This window comes from Nonomuraea sp. NPDC049419, from assembly GCF_040676995.1.
Classification (GTDB): Bacteria; Actinomycetota; Actinomycetes; order Streptosporangiales; family Streptosporangiaceae; genus Nonomuraea; species Nonomuraea salmonea.
Genome location: NZ_JBFAQB010000021.1, coordinates 22,158 through 39,219 on the forward strand (window position 1 = coordinate 22,158; position 17,062 = coordinate 39,219).

19 protein-coding genes and 3 pseudogenes are annotated in these 17,062 nt (G+C 70.5%); 15 read left to right on the forward strand and 7 right to left on the reverse strand.

Annotated features, from left to right (window positions below; genetic code table 11):
- Positions 1-13: 13 nt before the first annotated feature.
- Genes AB0K12_RS39560 through AB0K12_RS39575 form a run of 4 tightly spaced genes read left to right on the forward strand, consistent with a single transcriptional unit; the run spans position 14 to position 5,685 of the window.
- Positions 14-1,624: an FAD-dependent oxidoreductase gene (locus AB0K12_RS39560; RefSeq protein ID WP_364572795.1), complete on the forward strand. Its 1,611-nt coding sequence runs from the start codon at positions 14-16 to the stop codon at positions 1,622-1,624.
- Positions 1,624-2,532 carry a dihydrodipicolinate synthase family protein gene (locus AB0K12_RS39565; protein WP_364572797.1) on the forward strand — a complete coding sequence of 303 codons (909 nt, stop codon included), beginning with the start codon at positions 1,624-1,626 and terminating at the stop codon, positions 2,530-2,532. Before AB0K12_RS39560 ends, AB0K12_RS39565 begins: the two co-directional genes overlap by 1 nt.
- Entirely contained in the window at positions 2,525-4,141 is a 1,617-nt protein-coding gene (locus AB0K12_RS39570) for an alpha-amylase family glycosyl hydrolase (protein WP_364572799.1), read from the forward strand. The genes AB0K12_RS39565 and AB0K12_RS39570 overlap by 8 nt, the downstream gene beginning before the upstream one ends.
- Complete coding sequence (locus tag AB0K12_RS39575) at positions 4,138-5,685, forward strand: arylsulfatase (protein ID WP_364572801.1); 1,548 nt, start codon at positions 4,138-4,140, stop codon at positions 5,683-5,685. Before AB0K12_RS39570 ends, AB0K12_RS39575 begins: the two co-directional genes overlap by 4 nt.
- 35 nt (positions 5,686-5,720) lie before the next feature.
- Here AB0K12_RS39575 and AB0K12_RS39580 read toward each other — a convergent pair whose 3' ends face one another.
- Positions 5,721-6,353, reverse strand: a complete 633-nt coding sequence (locus AB0K12_RS39580; RefSeq protein WP_364572803.1) for an NAD(P)H-binding protein — start codon at positions 6,351-6,353, stop codon at positions 5,721-5,723.
- A 105-nt stretch (positions 6,354-6,458) separates the two neighbouring features.
- On the opposite strand from AB0K12_RS39580, the gene AB0K12_RS39585 reads away from it, so the two are divergent.
- From AB0K12_RS39585 to AB0K12_RS39615, 7 genes and pseudogenes are all read left to right on the forward strand, one after another.
- Entirely contained in the window at positions 6,459-6,860 is a 402-nt protein-coding gene (locus tag AB0K12_RS39585; RefSeq protein ID WP_364572805.1) for a helix-turn-helix domain-containing protein, read from the forward strand.
- Between the two features lie 46 nt (positions 6,861-6,906).
- Entirely contained in the window at positions 6,907-8,079 is a 1,173-nt protein-coding gene (locus AB0K12_RS39590) for a histidine kinase (protein ID WP_364572808.1), read from the forward strand.
- Entirely contained in the window at positions 8,076-8,771 is a 696-nt protein-coding gene (locus AB0K12_RS39595; protein WP_364572810.1) for a response regulator transcription factor, read from the forward strand. The genes AB0K12_RS39590 and AB0K12_RS39595 overlap by 4 nt, the downstream gene beginning before the upstream one ends.
- Before the next feature lie 42 nt (positions 8,772-8,813).
- Entirely contained in the window at positions 8,814-9,521 is a 708-nt protein-coding gene (locus tag AB0K12_RS39600; protein ID WP_364572812.1) for an FkbM family methyltransferase, read from the forward strand.
- 481 nt (positions 9,522-10,002) lie between these two features.
- Entirely contained in the window at positions 10,003-11,709 is a 1,707-nt protein-coding gene (locus tag AB0K12_RS39605) for a hypothetical protein (RefSeq protein ID WP_364572814.1), read from the forward strand.
- Between the two features lie 285 nt (positions 11,710-11,994).
- On the forward strand, positions 11,995-12,618 hold the full coding sequence (locus AB0K12_RS39610; protein ID WP_364572816.1) for an amino acid transporter: 624 nt from the start codon (positions 11,995-11,997) through the stop codon (positions 12,616-12,618).
- Between the two features lie 122 nt (positions 12,619-12,740).
- Positions 12,741-12,989 (forward strand): annotated as a pseudogene (locus tag AB0K12_RS39615) (carotenoid oxygenase family protein); the annotation flags it as partial.
- 71 nt (positions 12,990-13,060) lie between these two features.
- On the opposite strand, the pseudogene AB0K12_RS39620 reads toward AB0K12_RS39615, so the two are convergent.
- Positions 13,061-13,270 (reverse strand): annotated as a pseudogene (locus tag AB0K12_RS39620) (transcriptional regulator); the annotation flags it as partial.
- On the opposite strand from AB0K12_RS39620, the gene AB0K12_RS39625 reads away from it, so the two are divergent.
- The 3 genes and pseudogenes from AB0K12_RS39625 to AB0K12_RS39635 all read left to right on the forward strand — a co-directional run bounded on the left by AB0K12_RS39625 (position 13,172) and on the right by AB0K12_RS39635 (position 14,123).
- Complete coding sequence (locus AB0K12_RS39625; protein WP_364572818.1) at positions 13,172-13,408, forward strand: hypothetical protein; 237 nt, start codon at positions 13,172-13,174, stop codon at positions 13,406-13,408. The pseudogene AB0K12_RS39620 and the gene AB0K12_RS39625 overlap by 99 nt on opposite strands.
- A 5-nt stretch (positions 13,409-13,413) precedes the next feature.
- Positions 13,414-13,731: pseudogene (locus tag AB0K12_RS39630) on the forward strand (alpha/beta fold hydrolase); the annotation flags it as partial.
- 134 nt (positions 13,732-13,865) lie between these two features.
- Positions 13,866-14,123: a hypothetical protein gene (locus tag AB0K12_RS39635; RefSeq protein ID WP_364573094.1), complete on the forward strand. Its 258-nt coding sequence runs from the start codon at positions 13,866-13,868 to the stop codon at positions 14,121-14,123.
- A 195-nt stretch (positions 14,124-14,318) separates the two neighbouring features.
- Here the strand turns inward: AB0K12_RS39635 and AB0K12_RS39640 are convergent, their stop codons facing one another.
- Both AB0K12_RS39640 and AB0K12_RS39645 read right to left on the reverse strand, forming a co-directional pair.
- Complete coding sequence (locus AB0K12_RS39640) at positions 14,319-14,447, reverse strand: DUF1330 domain-containing protein (protein ID WP_364572820.1); 129 nt, start codon at positions 14,445-14,447, stop codon at positions 14,319-14,321.
- The gene (locus AB0K12_RS39645; RefSeq protein WP_364572822.1) at positions 14,441-14,623 is read right to left on the reverse strand and encodes a hypothetical protein; all 183 of its coding nucleotides are present in this window, start codon (positions 14,621-14,623) and stop codon (positions 14,441-14,443) included. Before AB0K12_RS39645 ends, AB0K12_RS39640 begins: the two co-directional genes overlap by 7 nt.
- Positions 14,624-14,778: 155 nt before the next feature.
- On the opposite strand from AB0K12_RS39645, the gene AB0K12_RS39650 reads away from it, so the two are divergent.
- Positions 14,779-15,681: a LysR family transcriptional regulator gene (locus tag AB0K12_RS39650; RefSeq protein ID WP_364572824.1), complete on the forward strand. Its 903-nt coding sequence runs from the start codon at positions 14,779-14,781 to the stop codon at positions 15,679-15,681.
- A 17-nt stretch (positions 15,682-15,698) separates the two neighbouring features.
- On the opposite strand, the gene AB0K12_RS39655 is transcribed toward AB0K12_RS39650, so the two are convergent.
- The 3 genes from AB0K12_RS39655 to AB0K12_RS39665 form a co-directional block, all read right to left on the reverse strand.
- Positions 15,699-16,091 carry a TetR family transcriptional regulator C-terminal domain-containing protein gene (locus AB0K12_RS39655; protein WP_364572826.1) on the reverse strand — a complete coding sequence of 131 codons (393 nt, stop codon included), beginning with the start codon at positions 16,089-16,091 and terminating at the stop codon, positions 15,699-15,701.
- An 83-nt stretch (positions 16,092-16,174) separates the two neighbouring features.
- Positions 16,175-16,534 carry a hypothetical protein gene (locus AB0K12_RS39660; protein ID WP_364572828.1) on the reverse strand — a complete coding sequence of 120 codons (360 nt, stop codon included), beginning with the start codon at positions 16,532-16,534 and terminating at the stop codon, positions 16,175-16,177.
- Complete coding sequence (locus AB0K12_RS39665; protein ID WP_364572830.1) at positions 16,534-16,968, reverse strand: hypothetical protein; 435 nt, start codon at positions 16,966-16,968, stop codon at positions 16,534-16,536. The genes AB0K12_RS39660 and AB0K12_RS39665 overlap by 1 nt, the downstream gene beginning before the upstream one ends.
- Positions 16,969-17,062: the final 94 nt, after the last annotated feature.

Genomic DNA, 17,062 nt, shown 5'->3' on the forward strand with positions numbered 1-17,062 from the left:
AGGGGGAACATCGGTGGAATCGCGGATCACTGACGCGGACCTCGCCATCATCGGCGGCGGTGTCGGTGGAGTCGCCGCCGCGCTGGCGGCGCTCCGGCACGGGCTGCGGGTGGTGCTGACCGAGGAAGGCGACCGGATCGGCGGGCAGTTCACCAGCCAGGGAGTGCCTCCGGACGAGCACAGGTGGATCGAGCAGTTCGGCTGCACCGCCTCCTACCGCCGCTACCGCAACGCGGTCCGCGACCACTACCGGACGTGGTACCCGCTCACCGCGGCGGCCAGGAACGACCCCCACCTGAATCCGGGGCTGGGCCGGGTCGGCGCCCTCTGCCACGAGCCGCGGGTCAGCGGGGCGGTGCTGCGCGCCCTCGTCGACCCCTACCTGAGCAGCGGCCGGCTGCGCATCCTGCTCGGCGCGCGGCCGGTGGCCGCGCAGACCTCCGGCGACCGCGTCAGCGGCGTGACCGTGCGGCGCGCGGACGGCGGCCTGGTGCACCTCGCCGCGCCGTACTATCTGGACGCCACCGAGCTCGGCGACCTGCTGCCGCTGGCGGGCGTGGAGCACGTGACCGGCTTCGAGTCCCGGCACGACACCGGGGAGCCGAGCGCGCCCGACGTCGCGCAGCCCGCCAACATGCAGGCCTTCTCCTGGGTGTTCGCGATCGATCACCGGGAGGGCGAGAACCACGTCATCGACCGGCCGGCCACCTACGACCACTGGCGCGCGTACCGGCCGGACTACTGGCCCGGCAGCCAGATCGGGCTGACCGCGCCGGACCCGCGCACGCGCGAGCCGCTGACGCGGACGTTCACCCCCAACCTCACCTCAGGGCCCGTGCTCGCCGACCAGAGCCAGGACCCGGGGGACCGGGAGCTGTGGGAGTTCCGCCGGGCCGTCGCCCGCGAGCAGTACGAGCCCGGCTTCGTCACCAGCGACGTGACCCTGGTCAACTGGCCCATGATCGACTACGTGGAAGGGCCGATCATCGGGGTGAGCGAACAGGACAAGGAACGCCACCTCGCCGGCGCCCGCGAGCTGTCGCAGAGCATGCTCTACTGGCTGCAGACCGAGGCCCCGCGGCCGGACGGCGGGCGTGGCTGGCCCGGCCTGCGGCTGCGGCCCGACGTCATGGACACCCCCGACGGCTTCGCCGCCGCCCCCTACATCCGCGAGTCGCGCCGCATCAGGGCCGAGTACACGGTCGTCGAACAGGACGTCTCCCTCGCCGTACGCGGTGAGGCCGGCGCGACCCCGTACGACGACACGGTCGGGATCGGCATGTACCGGATCGACCTGCACCCCTCCACCGGCGGCGACAACTACATCGACGTCCCGAGCTGCCCGTTCCAGATCCCGCTCGGGGCGCTGCTGCCCGTACGCGTGCGCAACCTGCTGCCGGCCGGGAAGAACATCGGCACCACGCACATCACCAACGGCTGCTACCGGCTGCACCCCGTCGAGTGGAACATCGGCGAGGCCGCCGCCTCGCTGGTGGCCTACTGCCTGAAGGAGACCGTGGAACCGCACGACGTCCGGCGCAAGGACGTCCACCTGCGAGCGTTCCAGAGCGCGCTGAAGGCCGACGGTGTGGAGCTGGCCTGGCCGGAGATCAAGGGGTACTGATGTTCGTCTCCGATGTGATCGTCCCCGCCGTGACCCCGATCGGGGCCGACGGCCGTCCCGCCCTCGCGGCCGGCGTCCGCTACTTCGGCGCGCTGGCCGCCGCGGGCATCGAGAAGATCATGCTGCTGGGCACCAACGGCGAAGGGCCGCTGCACCAGACGGGGGAGATCAGCCCGTTCCTGCGCGAGGCCGTCGCCCACTGGCGCGCACTCGTGCCCGGCGGGGTCGTCATCGTCAACGTCTCCGCCGCCGGCACCCGCGAGTCGCTCGCGCGGGCCGAGCTCGCCGCCGAGGCCGGCTGCGACGCGGTCGCCCTCAGCCCGCCCTGCTACTTCCACCACGACGAGCGCGACGTCGTCGAGCACTACCGGGCGAGCCGCGCGGCCTCCCTGCCGGTGATCGCCTACAACATCCCCCGGTACGCGGCGCCGTTCTCACCCGGCGCCATCGCGGCCGTCGGCGACATGGAGCACGTCGCGGCCGTCAAGGACAGCTCCGGCGACGCGGACGTCCTGCGCCGCTGGCTCGACGTCAGGCGCCGGCGGCCCGACTTCGGGGTGAACCAGGGAGCGGAAGGCGCGATGCTCGCCGCTCTGGCCGCCGGCGCCGACGGGGTCACGCCCGGCATCGCCAACCTCGCCCCGCTCGTCGCCCTGGACCTGGTCGCCGCGTACCGGGCCGGCGACGGAGAGCGGGCCGCCCTGGCCCAGAAACGCATCGACCGGCTGCTGCCCGTGCACCGGATCCGTCCCGGGGTCCCGGTCGTCAAGGCGGCGCTCGCCCTGCGCGGCCTGTGCTCCGCCACGGTCGCACCGCCGCTGCGCACGCTGGACGACACCGAGCTGACGGCGCTGGGCGGCTTCCTGGCGCCCTTCGAGCCCGACCTGATCGGAGCCGCCGATGAGTGACCTCGAATGGTGGCGCAGCGCGGTCATCTACCAGATCTACATCCGCTCCTTCGCCGATGGCGACGGTGACGGCATCGGGGACATCGCCGGCCTCCGCAGCCGCCTCGGCTACCTGGCGGGGCTCGGCGTGGACGCCATCTGGATCACCCCCTGGTACGCGTCGCCGAACAACGACGGCGGCTACGACGTCTCCGACTACCGCGCCATCGCCCCCGAGTACGGCGACGTAGGCCAGGCCGAGCAGCTCATCGCGGAGGCGCACCGGCACGGCCTGCGCGTGATCCTCGACATCGTGCCCAACCACACCTCCACCGAGCACCCCTGGTTCCAGGCCGCGCTCGCCGCCCCACCGGGCTCCCCGGAACGCGCCCGGTACCACTTCATGGACGGTCCCGCCGAGGGCGTCAGGCCCAACGACTGGCGCAGCACGTTCGGCGGCCCGGCCTGGACCCGGGTGCCCGACGGCCAGTGGTACCTGCACCTGTTCGACCCCACCCAGGCCGACCTCAACTGGTCGAACCCCGAGGTCCGGGCCGAGTTCCTGGACCTGCTGCGCTTCTGGTTCGACCGGGGCGTGGACGGGTTCCGCATCGACGTGGCCACCGGCCTGGTCAAGCACCCCGGCTACCCCGACCTGGGCTACCGGGAGGAGGACCTGCTCGTCCTGACCGACGTGCCGGACCATCCGCACCGCGACCGCGACGAGGTGCACGCCATTTACCGGGACTGGCGCGCGGTGGCCGACGCCTACGACCCGCCGCGGATCTTCGTGGCCGAGGCGTGGGTGGCCGATGCGGAGCGGCTGGCCAGATACGTGGCGCCGGCCCAGCTCCACACCGCGTTCAACTTCCCCTTCCTGCAGTCCGCGTGGGACGCCGGCGACCTGTACGCGGTGATCGACGCCACCCTCGGCACGATGTCGCTGTCGGGCGCGCCGCCGACCTGGGTGCTGTCCAACCACGACGTCGAACGCACGGTGACCCGTTACGGCCGCGCCGACACCCGCAAGCACCAGGGAAAGTCCGGCCACGAGCTGGGCCCGGTCGACGAGGATCTGGGCCGCCGCCGGGCCAGGGCCGCGCTGCTGCTGATGCTCGCGCTGCCCGGCGTCGCCTACCTCTACCAGGGCGAGGAGCTGGGCCTGCCCGACCACCTGGACATCCCGGACGACCGGCTCCGCGACCCGATCTGGACGCGGTCCGGCGGGCGGCGCCGGGGACGCGACGGCTGCCGGATCCCGCTGCCCTGGACGCCGGAGCCGGACGGCGCCGGATTCGGCGCCGCGGACCCGTGGCTGCCGCAGCCTCCCGGCTGGGGGCGGCTGTCGGCGGCCGTCCAGATCGACGACCCGGACTCCACCTACAGCCTCGTGGCGCGGGCGCTGCGGATCCGGCGGGAGCTGGACGTCCCGCAGGAGCTCCAGTGGACCGGCCGGGACGGCTCCGTGCTGTGCTTCCGGCGCGGGCCGGGCTTCGAGTGCGTCGTCAACTTCGGCGACGCCGAGGTGCCGCTGCCCGCGGGGGCGGTGACCCTCCTGCGCAGCGACGCCCGCGCCGCGGGCGACCCGCTCGGACCGGACACGGCCGTCTGGCTGGACCGTACGCCATGAGACGACCCAACATCGTGCTGATCCTCGCCGACGACCTGGGCTACTCGGACCTCGGCTGCTACGGCGGCGAGATCCGCACGCCGAACCTCGACCGGCTCGGGCAGTCGGGGGTGCGGCTGACGCAGTTCGCCAACACGGCCCGCTGCAGCCCGTCGCGCGCGTCCCTGCTGACCGGCCTGCACCCGCACCAGACCGGCATCGGCGTGCTGGCCGGGAACAACGCGCCCGGAGGGTACCCGGGCAGCCTCGACGACCGCTGCGTCACCGTGGCCGAGCTGCTCGCCGACGCCGGATACGCCACCGGCATGTCGGGCAAGTGGCACCTGAGCGGCCCCTTGTGGGAGCCGCACGCGTCCTGGCCCACCCGGCGCGGGTTCGCCGACTTCTTCGGCACGCTCAGCGGCTGCGGCAGCTACTACGACCCGGCGACCCTCTACCGGGGCGAGAAGGACGCCGGCGCCGAGACCCGCGACCCGCGCTTCTTCTACACCGACGCGATCACCGAGCACGCGGTGGAGTTCATCCGCAGGGAGGCGGCCGCCGCCCGCCCGTTCTTCTCGTACGTCGCCTACACCGCGCCGCACTGGCCGCTGCACGCGCCCGAGGAGGACGTCGCCGCGTACGACGGCGTCTACGCCGCGGGCTGGGACGAGCTGCGCGCCCGCCGGCTCGACCGGCTACGCGCCGAGGGCCTGCTCGGGGCCGAGTCGGCGCTGTCCGGCCGCGATCCGGCGCAACCGCCCTGGGCGGACGTGCCGGACAAGAAGTGGGAGGCGCGCCGCATGCAGGTGTACGCGGCCCAGGTGGAGCGGATGGACCGGGGCGTCGGCCGGATCCTCGACCAGCTGGAGGCCTCCGGCGTCCTGGACGACACGCTGGTGGTGTTCCTGTCGGACAACGGCGGCTGCGCCGAGATCCTGCCGCTCGGCGATCCCGAGGAGTTCCGATCCCGGCGGCACATCGTGCCCGCGCGGACCCGTGACGGCGCCGAGCTGCGGGTCGGCAACCTCCCTGACGTCGATCCCGGCCCTGAGGACACCTACGCCAGCTACGGCCCCGCGTGGGCCAACCTGTCCAACACCCCGTTCCGCTTCTACAAGCGGTGGGTGCACGAGGGCGGCATCGCGACCCCGTTCATCGCGCACTGGCCCGCGGGCGACCTGACCGGCGGCCGGATCGTCCGTACCCCCTTCCAGCTCACCGACGTGCTGCCCACCCTGATCGAGGCCACCGGCGCCGCGTACCCCGAGGAACGCCGGGGCCGCGCGGTGCCGCCTCCCGAGGGCCGCTCCATGCTGCCCGCCCTGCGCGGGGCGCCGGTCCCCGACACGTGGCTGTTCTGGGAACACCTCGGCAACGCCGCCGTCCGTCAGGGGCGGTGGAAGCTGGTCCGCGAGCACGCCGGGCCCTGGGAGCTCTACGACCTGAGCACCGACCGCTCCGAACTGACCGACCTCGCGGACCGGCACCCCGACCTCGCCGGGCAGCTGGCCGACACGTACCAGCGGTGGGCGGACCGGGTCGGCGTCCTGGCGAGGCCGTGAACGTCGCCGCTCGGATGGCGGGATGATTCGCGGGATCAGTTGGTGAAAGCGATCTGGGTGCGGTGGTGCTTGGGATGGTCGATCTCGTCGAGCAGGGCGATGGCGAAGTCGGCGTAGGAAATGAGGCCGGTGCCCGCGGGGCCACCGATCCGGTAGTGGCCGACGCGCGGCCCGTCGAGGTCGAAGTTTCCGGTGGGGCTGGCGTACACCCAGTCGAGGCTGCCGGCGGTGGAGCGCAGAATCTGCAGTCCTGCGGCATGGCCGTCAGAGAGCGGCCGATACTCGGGCGGGAACGCGTCGGTGTCCATGAGCCGCACCCCTGGTTCGGTCTCCAAGAGGGTGCCGAGACCGACCACCAGCAACCGGCCGACCCCGGCACGGGACAATCCGTCCAGCAGCGCCGTGGCGGCGCCGACGTAGAAGCCGTCAGGCGACGCTTCGGCGTCATAGACGGCGCTGATCGCCGCATCGTGGCCGTCGGCGACCGCGGCGACGCCGTCCGCATCCGTGACGTCACCCGCCACGACCGTCACCCCGTCGGCCGCCAGGTCGCCGTACTTGGCCGGATCACGGACCACCGCGGTGACCTGGTGGCCTCGCAGGCGAGCCTCGCCGACCGCCGCGCGGCCGGCCCGGCCACCGGCACCGAAAACAGCGATCTTCCCCATCTGGACCCTCCGTCGTCTCCGGCGGGCAAGGTCGCCCGCCGCTGCTCAGGAACGGTATCCATGAGGTACTTGTTACTTCAACGGTACTCAGTTAGCGTCAGGGTAGTGACTGCGCCACTCGACCCTGAGATGTTCGACCCAGCCTGCCCCTCCAGCGTCATGCCGATCCGGGTCGGCGAGAAATGGTCGGCGATGGTCATCATCTGCCTTGAGCACGGCCCTCGCCGGTTCACCGAAATCCGCACCCCGCTCCGCGGGATCACGCCGAAGGTGCTCACCGAGACGCTGCGGGCGCTCGAACGCGACGGGCTGATCACCCGTACCGCCTACCTGGAGATCCCGCCCCGGGTCGAGTACGAGCTGACGCCCCTGGGCCGCACGCTGCTCGAACCGATCGCGGCCTGCCGCGTCTGGGCAGAGCAGCATCTTCCGCACCTGCTCAAGGCACGTGAAGCCTACGACCAGCGTCAGAATCCTCCAGGAACGCCCCAGCTCACCGAACGGTGACACGCCGTCTCCGGTGCCGCATTCATGATCACGTAGGGTTGTGGGCGTGTTGAGCATCGTCTCCAGCGCTCATCGCGCTCGGGTGCCCGCTTCCCCGGCCGACCCGGAGAAGCCCATGGTGCCGCGGCATCTGTACGTCGTCGCCGCCGGATTGGCAGCCCTGCTCAACGGATGGACGTTCGCGGTCGTTCTCGGGGCGGGCGTCCCCGGGGCGCTGTTCGGGGCGTTGTACGGGCTGCCGGTGGTGGTGGCGTGGTACCGGCCGATGGTCGCGTGGTGGCTCATGCTGGGGCTGCTCCTCCTGGCGACGGCGCTCAGCGTCGCCGACTGGCGGCCCTGGCTCCTGAGCGAGTCGGTGACACAGACGCCGGTGATGTTCACGCTGGCGCTGGTGTCCGCGCGGCGGGTCACGGCCGTGGCGTTCCTGACCACTCTGGCCGTGGGGGTGCTGTCAGTGCTCTGGCTACGGCTCGAGTCGCCGCACGTGGTGCCGGCCATGGTGAGCTGGAGCCTGGGGCTGCTGGCGGTGACGATGATCGGGCACGGCTACAGGATGCGGCGTCTTAGCACCCTGCGGGTCGCGGAGGAGTACGGCAAGCGGCGGCTGCTGGAGGAGCGCGCGCGCATCGCCCGTGAGCTGCACGATCTGGTGGCTCATCACATGTCCGTCATCGCGGTGCAGGCCTCGACGGCCCCGTACCGGGTCAAGGGCGTGGTGTCGGAGGAGGTGCTGCGGGAGTTCCGCGACATCAACGCCGCCGCGAGCACCTCGCTGACGGAGCTGCGGCAACTCCTCGGCGTGCTGCGGGGCGACCGGGACGACCCGCTGACAGCTCCGCAACCGAACCTCGACGGGCTGACCGAGCTGGTGGAGTCGGCGCGGCGGGCGGGCACGCCGGTCCACCTGGAGTTGCCGGAGCACGCTCCCGAGGTCGGCGAGGCCATGTCGCTCACGGTGTACCGGATCGTGCAGGAGGCGCTGAGCAACGTGATCAAGCACGCCAACGGTGCCGAGACAGCGGTGACGATCGCCCTGGACGGCCCGAACTTGGTGGTCGAGGTGGTCAATGAGGCGGGGGCGGAGTCGGCGCCCGGGGCCGGGTACGGGCTGGTGGGCATGCGCGAACGGGTGACGCTGGCGGGTGGCGAGCTGTTCGCGGGAAGGCTGGCCGACGGGCGTTTCGCTGTGCGGGCCGTACTGCCTCAGGGGGAGAAGTGATCTCCGTTCTGGTCGCGGACGATCAAGCGATGGTCAGGGGAGGATTCGCGGCGCTGCTGTCGGCGCAACCCGACGTCGCGGTCGTCGGCGAGGCCGCGGACGGCCTGGAGGCGGTGGACCTGGCCCGAAGGACGCGGCCGGACGTGGCGCTCATGGATGTCCGCATGCCGCGTCTCGACGGGCTGGAGGCCACCCGGCGGGTGGTCCAGAGCGTTCCCGCCACCAAGGTGGTGATCCTGACCACGTTCGACATCGACGACTACGTGTACACGGCGCTGCGTGCCGGGGCCAGCGGCTTCCTGCTCAAGGACGCGCCGCCGGCCGATCTGATCAGCGCGGTGCGCGTGGTGGCCGCGGGGGAGGCGTTGCTGGCGCCGTCGGTGACCCGGCGGCTCATCGAGGAGTTCACGAGCAGGCAGTCGATCGACGAGCGCGAGGCGCTGCGGCTGAACGTGCTCACGCCCCGCGAGCTCGACGTGCTGAAGCTCATCGCCGACGGCCAGTCCAACGCCGACATCGCGCGGAACCTGACCATCGCGGAGGAGACCGTCAAGTCTCACGTGGGGCGGATCCTGGGCAAGCTCCACCTGCGCGATCGGGCGCAGGCCGTGGTGCTGGCCTATGAGAGCGGCCTGGTGGTGGCCGGGCGTCACTCCACAGAGGCACGGCGGAGCAGGCGGTTGCGCTCCTGAGGGTGATTCGCGTGCGCCGATCTCACTCCTACCGTCGCCGGCATGATCAGATTGTCGACGGCGGCCGCGGTGGCCCGTACGCTTTCCCGGGAGTCCGAACTGCGGGGGTTGGCGCACCTCGTGGGGCGTGGCGACATATGCCTGGACATCGGCGCCGCCTACGGGATGTACACCTTTCCCCTCGCCCGCCTGGTACGGCGCACCGGGCGGGTGCACAGCTTCGAGCCGTTGCACCTGCCGTACCGGATCCTGGAATCGGCGCGGCAGGCCGCGGGGGCCCACCACGTGATCACCACCAATGCCGCGCTCGGCCCCTCCAACGGGCGGCAGCGGCTCCGCTTGCCGTACCGGTTCGGGCTGCCCAACCACGGCTGGGCTCACCTGCAGGTGGGGGTGAAACGTCCGGATGATTCCCGGGGCAGGACCCTGGAGGTGCCCGTTTACACCATCGACCACGTGTGCGAGACCCGCAGGATTCCGTGGGTGGACTTCATGAAGGTGGACGTGGAGGGGTTCGAGTCGGCGGTCCTGGAAGGCGGGCGCCGTACGATCGAGCGCCATCGGCCCCATCTGCTGCTGGAGATCGAGGACCGTCATCTCGACAAGTACGGCATGAGCGCGACCGATGTGACGGAGCCGCTGCTGAGGATGGGATACCGCATGTACATCTGGCGGCGCGGCCGCTGGCAGCGGACCGACGCGATAGACCACCGGCGCCGCAACTACCTGTTCAGCAGTCGGCTTCCCTGAGCGATCCGCTGCGCGGACTCCGCCGGAACCTCACAGGTCGGCCATGTAGCCCTGAACGGCCCTCGCTCCTCGGGCGGCGTCGACTGCTTGATCTCCGTCGCCTGCCGGCGAAGGCGCGAGTCCCAGCTGACTGCCGCCTGGGCGGTGGACCGAGCACCGGTCCGACTCGGCCCAGGCGGCCCGATTCACCCGTCGGGACGGATCGAAGTCGCCTGCCCTAGAGCCACGAACGCCAGACGAACTGGAAAGCCGTCCACAACGCCAGCTTGACAAACTCCAGGGCGATCCGGATCCGCCAGTACCACTTGGTGTGGGGACAGTTCTCCTGCACAGAAGCCCTCCTCGTCTTGGTGGGGGTGATGTCTCCAGGTCAGCCCATGAAGGCGACGTCCAGAAGGGCCATGGACATCTCCTGACGTAGTTGGTCAATCTTCTATGCTGTGGGACAGGGCTGGACAATGCTGGACAGTCGGAGGGTCGCATGGAGGCTGACGATCTTGACCTGGCGGCTGCCAGGACAAGGGACGATCTACGACAGCTCCTGCGCCGGCTCTGGATCCGAAGTGGGAAGCCGTCCTTCCGGGAGATGGAGCGGCGGCTCAAGACGAACACGTCGATCACGACGAAGTACCGTCACTCCTCGCTGCACGAATACATCATGGGCGGCCGTTACCCGAGCAGCGAGGGGCTCTTCTGCTGCGTGATCGCTTGCGGGCAACCAGAGGCCGTCGCGAGACAGTGGACGGCGGCCTGGAGCCGGATAGAAGGCCTGTCGACCTCGCCGACGTCCGCGACCGCAAGCGACAAGCTGTACTTGAGGCTTCCTCTGACAGTCCTGCTGGCCCGCTACGAGCTGAAGAATCATCCCGCGCCCGTCGCCATCCTCCGGGGTGAGCCGACATGGCCCGGCGACGCCCAGGACGACGTTCTTCGGAACGTGCTCACGATGATCGAGGACATCCTGGCCGTGGACGGGGTCGTGGAGGCGGTTCCCCGCTTTCACGGGCTTGGAGTACGCGTCGCCTCGGCGAAGGAGTTCTTGGCGGTGCTGGCCGCGGACATGGTGGTGCGTCCTGCCAAGCAGGACCCCGGTTCGCGGTTATGGCTCATCGAGCAGAGCCAGAAGATCCTCAAAGGCGACGACGAGACCCGGACGACACAGCTGAGCATGGTCTGGTCGGCGCTCTTCGATCTCCTGCGGCGGGGCGCTTCGGGACCTCGTACGGCTTGGCCGATCGAGGAGATGGTGCACAACTCTCTGGAGAAGGCCGAGGGCTCCTCCACCCGCTTCTCCTCGGTCATCGGCCTGATTTTCAGGGTGGTTCGGGACGACCGAGTCCTGCGCGAGAAGCTCCATCAGGCGCTGGTGACCGAGGAGCGCGCGCTGCCCCGCAGCGCCAAGCCCGAGCTGCGGCACCAGTTGGGCAAGCTTCGCAGCCTCGCGCGGACATACAACCCGTCCGACGGATACGACTTCGCCAGAGACCTCAGGGATGTCCCTCCCGGCGCATTGTGCCGCTATCGGTTCGAAGCCACCCGGTATCCCCTGACCATGGGCGACGCGGCCCGTCTGCTGCCCGACCTGAAACTCCCAGAGGGAAGGGCGGGCTATCCCTACCTCATCGAACTACCGCGACCCGTGTCGGACGAGGCGTTGACCAGGCACCTGGCTCAGCTGCTCAAGCGTTGTAATGACGTGGCCTACCAAACGGGGAAGATGTGGGCGATACCGACGGCTGCCGAGTGGGTCGCGCTGGCGGGGTGCGAGGAGAGCGCGTTTCCCTGGGGCTCCGAGCCGCCGGATCCGCACAGGGCGAACCTCACGTACTCCTGGCCCGAGGGAGGACGGCTTCAACCTGTGGGAACGCTCCCCGCCGGACGTTCGCCCCACGACATCCATGACTGTTGCGGCAACGTTCACGAGATCGTCGAATGGCGCAGGGATCCGACCAGGCGTGCCGACTATCGATTGGCGGGGGAAAGCTTCAGATCTTGGGCCGAATACGCGTCATGCCGTCATTTGCGGCATCTCACCCAGAGCCCCTCCAGTAGAGGCAACGTGGGGATTCGGCTGGTCCGGATCGCCCTTGAGGACGAAGCCGAACGCTGGGTCGCCCATGAGGCGCTCGCCGGCGCGCTGGACGATCGGGGGAGGCATGGTCACCGTTCCGGCCAGGATCCCCTTTGAGGAGGCGCCTTCTACGACGCGCCCCAGGTGGTCGACCGTAGGCCACGCCGGCGCCGATGCGAGCTGAGTTGGTGGAGACCCTGAGGTGCCGGACGGCAAGAAGGTCTCCACCCTGGAACGGCCAATGGACCACTCGGGACGAGCCCCCGCTGACCAGCGCCTCGCTGCTGCCGCCACGGTGAGGTCGGCCATCGCAAGCCGCGCATGCCCATGGAACGTTGCGTTCTCTCAGGCCGGAGGACCTACGAGCGCGACGACAGGTCTGCGATCATGCATGATTCTCGGATGATGAGGATCGAGACGCCGTGGGGGCCCTGGGACGCCGCACCGCTTGGCGAGATCGTCGCGCTGATGCGCGGGCTGGCGGCGCCGTGGTGGGTAGCTGGCGGGTACGCGATCGAGCTGGCCGTGGGTCATTCGTATCGCGACCATGGGGACGTGGACATCGCGTTGCCGCGTCGGGACCAGCTCGCCGTGCGGCGGCTGTTGAACGGCTGGGACGTCCACGTCGCGGCCGTGGCCCAGACGCTGCGGCCATGGGCGTTGGACGCGGTGCTGCCCGAGCAGGCGCACGACATCTGGGTGCGCGAGCATCCGGAGGGGCCGTGGCGGTTCCAGCTCATGCTGGACGAGACCGATGGAGAGGAATGGATCTACCGGCGTGACCCTCGGATCCGCCGCCCGCTGGCCGGGCTGACCGTCGAGGAGGACGGTTTCCGCCGGCTTGCCCCAGAGGTGCAGCTGCTCTACAAGTCCAAGGGCCTGCGACCGAAGGACGAGACCGATTTCGAGATGGTCCTCCCGCTGTTGAGCGATGGGCAGCGGCGCTGGCTGGACGAGGCGCTGGAGATGACGCACAGCACACATCCCTGGCGCGAGCGCCTGCGCCAGGAAAGCCAGGGTTTTTGAGGCGGCTCTCGCCTGGGGTTCGCCGGTCGGCTGAGGCCGGCGGTAAGAACAAGACTGTCGTCCACGGACCTTCTCCGGCACGGTTGTCGGCGTCTCCACCCCACGCCGACAGGAGTTCCAGCATGTCCGAAACCGTGCCGCTGCGTCTCGCGGGCGACACCCGCTTCGCCCTCGCCTTCAACCAGGAGACCGGCCGGATCGACCACCGCGTCACCACCGCCAACACCCACCTGATCACGCACGCGGGCCGGCTGTTCGCCCTGGAAGAGGGCGGTTTCCCGTACGAGGTGACGCCGGACCTCGCCACGATCGGGGCGCACGCTACCGACGTCGTCCTGCAGACCCCGATGACAGCGCACCCGAAGACCTGCCCGATCACCGGTGGGCCGCGGGACACGATGCCGGCCTGCACCAGCTCGTCGATGAGGGAGGCGGTGGCCGGCTCGGTCAGGTGCAGGTATCGCGCCAGTTGCTCCTGCGGGCAGGGGCCGAGCCGGTCCAGGGCCGGCAGCAGGGCGAAGTGGCGGGTACGCAGGCCGTACGCCGCCAGCCGGTGATCGCCGAGACGACGCAGCCGATAGTGGGCTTGCGCTATCAGGTGCTCGATGCTGCGGATGGCGGATGGCCCGTCGTCGGCGACGATCGTGCTCAGGAGCGTGGTGAGGCGCCGCCTCTCATGTCCGGTGAGCGCGCCGGTGAGCCGGGCGTCTCGGGCGGCGACGGCGTGGCGCATGCCGTCCAGGGCGCTGCGGCCCGCTTCGGTCAGCGACAGTACGTGCTCCCGACCTGATCGGGATGGGCGCCTCAGGGAAACCGGACATCGGCTACCGTTTCGCCGACCACGCCCGCTACCTGGACGCGTGGTTCGAAGCGATGGGGCTGGAGGAGGCCGTCCTGGTCGGCCACGACTGGGGCGGCGCGCTGGCCATGGACCGCGCCGCCCGCCACCCGGGCCAGGTGCGCGGCATCGCCCTCCTGGAGACGTTCCTGCGCCCGCAGATGTGGGCCGAACTGCCGCAGGACGTGATCGACCATTCCCGAGCGCTGCGCACCCCCGGCCTTGGCGAGCGGCTGCTGCTGGAGGAGAACGCCGCCATCGAGTACGCCCTGCCCCACCCCTTCGCCATCAAGACCGGCCTCAGCCCGTACGACCACGACGTCTACCGCGCGCCCTACCCCGACCGTCATCCCGCCGCCCGCTGCTCCAGTGACCGCGCGAGATCCCCTTCGACCGCGAACCTGCTGACGTGGCCGAACGCATGGACGCCTACGGCGTATGGCTCGCCACCAGCCCAGAGGTGCCCAAACTGCTCCTCACGGTCGAAGACGGCGTCGGCATCGCCTCCCCACAGATCGTGGACTGGGCCCGCCGGCACATCGCGGCCCTCGAGATCGAAGGCATCGGACCGGCAGGCCACCAGGCCCCCGAGGACCAGCCCCACGCCATCGGCCAGGCCATCGCCGGCTGGCTGAACCGCCACCGCCTCCTCTCGCCGCCGGCGTGATCGCCTGCTGTCATGCCGGGTCGTCGTGGCCTCGCCGAGGTTGGTGAGAGCGACGCCCTCACCGTGCCTGTCACCGAGCTCACGGGCGATGATCACGGCCAGGGTGCCGCCCGCCCACGCCGCAGCACGTTCCGACATGGCACCGCGAGATCACCAAAGGTGATCGGAGCGACTCGGCTCCATCGGGCCAGCCGGTCAGTCGACGCCTTCGATGATGCGGAAGTCGCGCTCGAAGCCGTCGGGGAGGGCCACCAGCGCCTTCTGGTACGCCTCGCTCTCGTACGTTGCGACGGCCTGCTCAAAGCTGTCGAACTCGATCAGCACGACACGTTGCGTACTCCGGCCTCGCGGGCGACGATCCGGCCGCCACGGGACGGGAGGAGGGCAAGGTTACGCCCGCCCCCGGCCTGGACAGCCAGACCGGCCAGCTTGTCGTAGGCGGTCAGCCGCTCAAGGTCGGTAATGTCGGGATAGACACTGACCCAGTAGCCCTTTGCCATGGAAACCTCCTGTGTTGGGCCGGACACGTCCGACTCCGATTGGACACGCAGATCAATCGATATATGCGCAGGTTAGGGCTTGATGTGCGGCCGAGGGAAAGACCAGTTCGGGCTAGACTCAGAACGAATCGTTATTAATCGGCGGGGGAGGGCTCGTGGCGCCGGACACGGTGAGCCTGCGGTACTTCCTGGTGCTGGCGCAGGAGCTGAACTTCACCCGCGCGGCCGCCCGCATCGGTATCGCACAACCCGCGCTCAGCGCCCGGATGCGCCGTTTGGAGTCAGAGCTCGGTACGCCCCTGCTGGTCCGCAACACGCGAAGCGTCGAATTGACCGCGGCAGGTGCGGCTCTGGCGGAGGCCGCACCGCCCGCGCTGGCGGCACTGGACCGGGCATGGGACACCGCCAGGAGCGCGGCGGCCGGCGAACTGGGCACGCTGCGCATCGGATACAGCCTCAGTGCCGGAGCCGAAACGGTACCGGCACTGGTGGACAGGCTGATGGGCGGCGCCAGCGGACTCGAGGTCGGCGCGGTCCCGATGGCGACACCGGAGATCACCCCCGCGGTCGCCGACGGCCGCCTCGACGCCGGGATCACCCGCGGCGAACAACCGGGCCGCGGCGTGCGCAGGTACCTGCTGCGGCGTCTGCGCATCGGAGTCCAGCTGGCGGAACACCATCCGCTGGCCGAACACCCGGAGATCGAGATCGCCGATGCGGCCGCGTACCCGCTGAGGCTCCCGGACCGTGCGGCCAACCCCGCGATCCACGATCAGCTGTCCGCGCTCTTCCAGGACGCCAGGCCACACCCTCGCTTCCACACGCCCGCGGTCTCTTACGACATGTCACAGCGCGACCTGCGCGACGGGGTCACCCTCGCCCCGGCCGGAGAAGCCGCGGTCACGGTACAGCCGGCCGGTCTCACCTGGCGACCACTGCGCGGCGCGCCCAGCCTGACGATCCACCTGGTCCTCCCACGCGAGCAGTGGCCGCTGCATCGCCGCATCCGCGCTGTCGCCAGAACCCTGGCGCAGGAGCTGCACTGGCTGTCGGACTGACGCCGCAAGACGGGCGGTCATGTACTCCTGAACAGCCGGTCCAGATGCACGTCGATCGCGGCGAGCGCGTCCTGGGGCCCGATCACGTCGAGTTCGATCAGGGAGGTGAGGCCGGTGAGGGCGAGGAGCAGGTTGGTCTCGGTCGCCGGGTCGCGGCCGGGGTCGATGTGCCCGTCGGCGATCGCCTGGCGGACCACCTGCTCGACGAGGGCCCGCCCCTGGACGAGGCCGCGGCGTGCCTGCTCGTGCACGGCCGGGTCGTGCAGCGCCTCCAGGACGTAGGCGGCGCTCATCCGGCTGGTCGCGCGGGCGTCGGCGTGCAGGGGGAGCATCTCCGCGAGCGCCAGTCGCGGCACCTCACGCGGGTGCGGCCGGTCCCCGAGCTTCTCGAGCCCTTGGCGTACGCGCACCGAGGTCGATCCCCCCGCCAGCGATCGTCCGCCACCGCTCGCCCCTCCAGGCGTTCGGCCTTCGGCCAGGCCGACCTTGCCGGTCAGACCGGGATGAACAGTGCCTCGAACGGTGGGTCGCCGACGCCCGTCGTGACGTGCCCCATTCCCGTGGCGTCTGCGGCGAGCACCAGGTCGCCGGGGGCGAAGCGGCGCCGGCTACCGTCGCTGACTGTCACCTCGATCATCCCGCGCAGCATCACCACCCACTGCTCGCGTGGCGCCGGATGCGCGGTGCTGTCGAACGCGGCGCTGCGCAGGAACTGCACGCCGCCACTCGACCGCATCCCGCCGACCGCCATGGCCGGCACCCCATCGGCGACATGCCTCTGTTCGAGCATGATCTCGCCGTCCTCGAACGCCGATCCACCGTCTGCGGTGCGGGCAATCTTGGTGTAGCGCATCACATCCCCCCGATGAACTGGTGGTCGGTGCGGAGTCGGCCATCGCCGTCCAGGGCCAGGATGTCCAGGCCGCCGCCGACGGTCTCGCCCGTGCTGGTCGAAACCATCGACCAGCGGATGCCGAGCACGTTGGGCAGCAGGAGGAACGCCTCCTCGGCAGCCTCGAAGACGTGCTCGCCCGAGGCGACGAACATCTCGTAGGCACGGGTCACCCTGGCGTTCAAGGCATCATGGCCGCGGGCCTCCAGCGGTGGCAGGGGGAACGCGAGCTCAATCGCGGCGTCGCGGATCTGCTGGGGTGGGTCGACCAGCACCTGGATCCCGTCGGCCGCCCACAGTTCGCCGATGAGCGCGCTCCGCCTCTGCGGATCGGGCTCGTTCCACTGGGCGACATAACGGTCGGCCCATTGCTTCACATCGAGTGGGTTACTCATGCGCAGCAGTGTGCAGCCCGGCCTGCGGTGGGGGGGGGGACGGGAGAGGGGAAAACCCCCCCCCCGCGGCGCAGCGTATTTGTGGCGAGAAGGT

Coding starts and splice junctions, on each gene's coding strand:
- AB0K12_RS39570 (WP_364572799.1), top strand. CDS start 2,525: ATGAGTGACCTCGAATGGTGGCGCAGCGCGGTCATCTACCAGATCTAC.
- AB0K12_RS39605 (WP_364572814.1), top strand. CDS start 10,003: ATGGAGGCTGACGATCTTGACCTGGCGGCTGCCAGGACAAGGGACGAT.
- AB0K12_RS39575 (WP_364572801.1), top strand. CDS start 4,138: ATGAGACGACCCAACATCGTGCTGATCCTCGCCGACGACCTGGGCTAC.
- AB0K12_RS39665 (WP_364572830.1), bottom strand. CDS start 16,968: ATGAGTAACCCACTCGATGTGAAGCAATGGGCCGACCGTTATGTCGCC.
- AB0K12_RS39565 (WP_364572797.1), top strand. CDS start 1,624: ATGTTCGTCTCCGATGTGATCGTCCCCGCCGTGACCCCGATCGGGGCC.
- AB0K12_RS39610 (WP_364572816.1), top strand. CDS start 11,995: ATGATGAGGATCGAGACGCCGTGGGGGCCCTGGGACGCCGCACCGCTT.
- AB0K12_RS39645 (WP_364572822.1), bottom strand. CDS start 14,623: ATGGCAAAGGGCTACTGGGTCAGTGTCTATCCCGACATTACCGACCTT.
- AB0K12_RS39600 (WP_364572812.1), top strand. CDS start 8,814: ATGATCAGATTGTCGACGGCGGCCGCGGTGGCCCGTACGCTTTCCCGG.
- AB0K12_RS39660 (WP_364572828.1), bottom strand. CDS start 16,534: ATGCGCTACACCAAGATTGCCCGCACCGCAGACGGTGGATCGGCGTTC.
- AB0K12_RS39580 (WP_364572803.1), bottom strand. CDS start 6,353: ATGGGGAAGATCGCTGTTTTCGGTGCCGGTGGCCGGGCCGGCCGCGCG.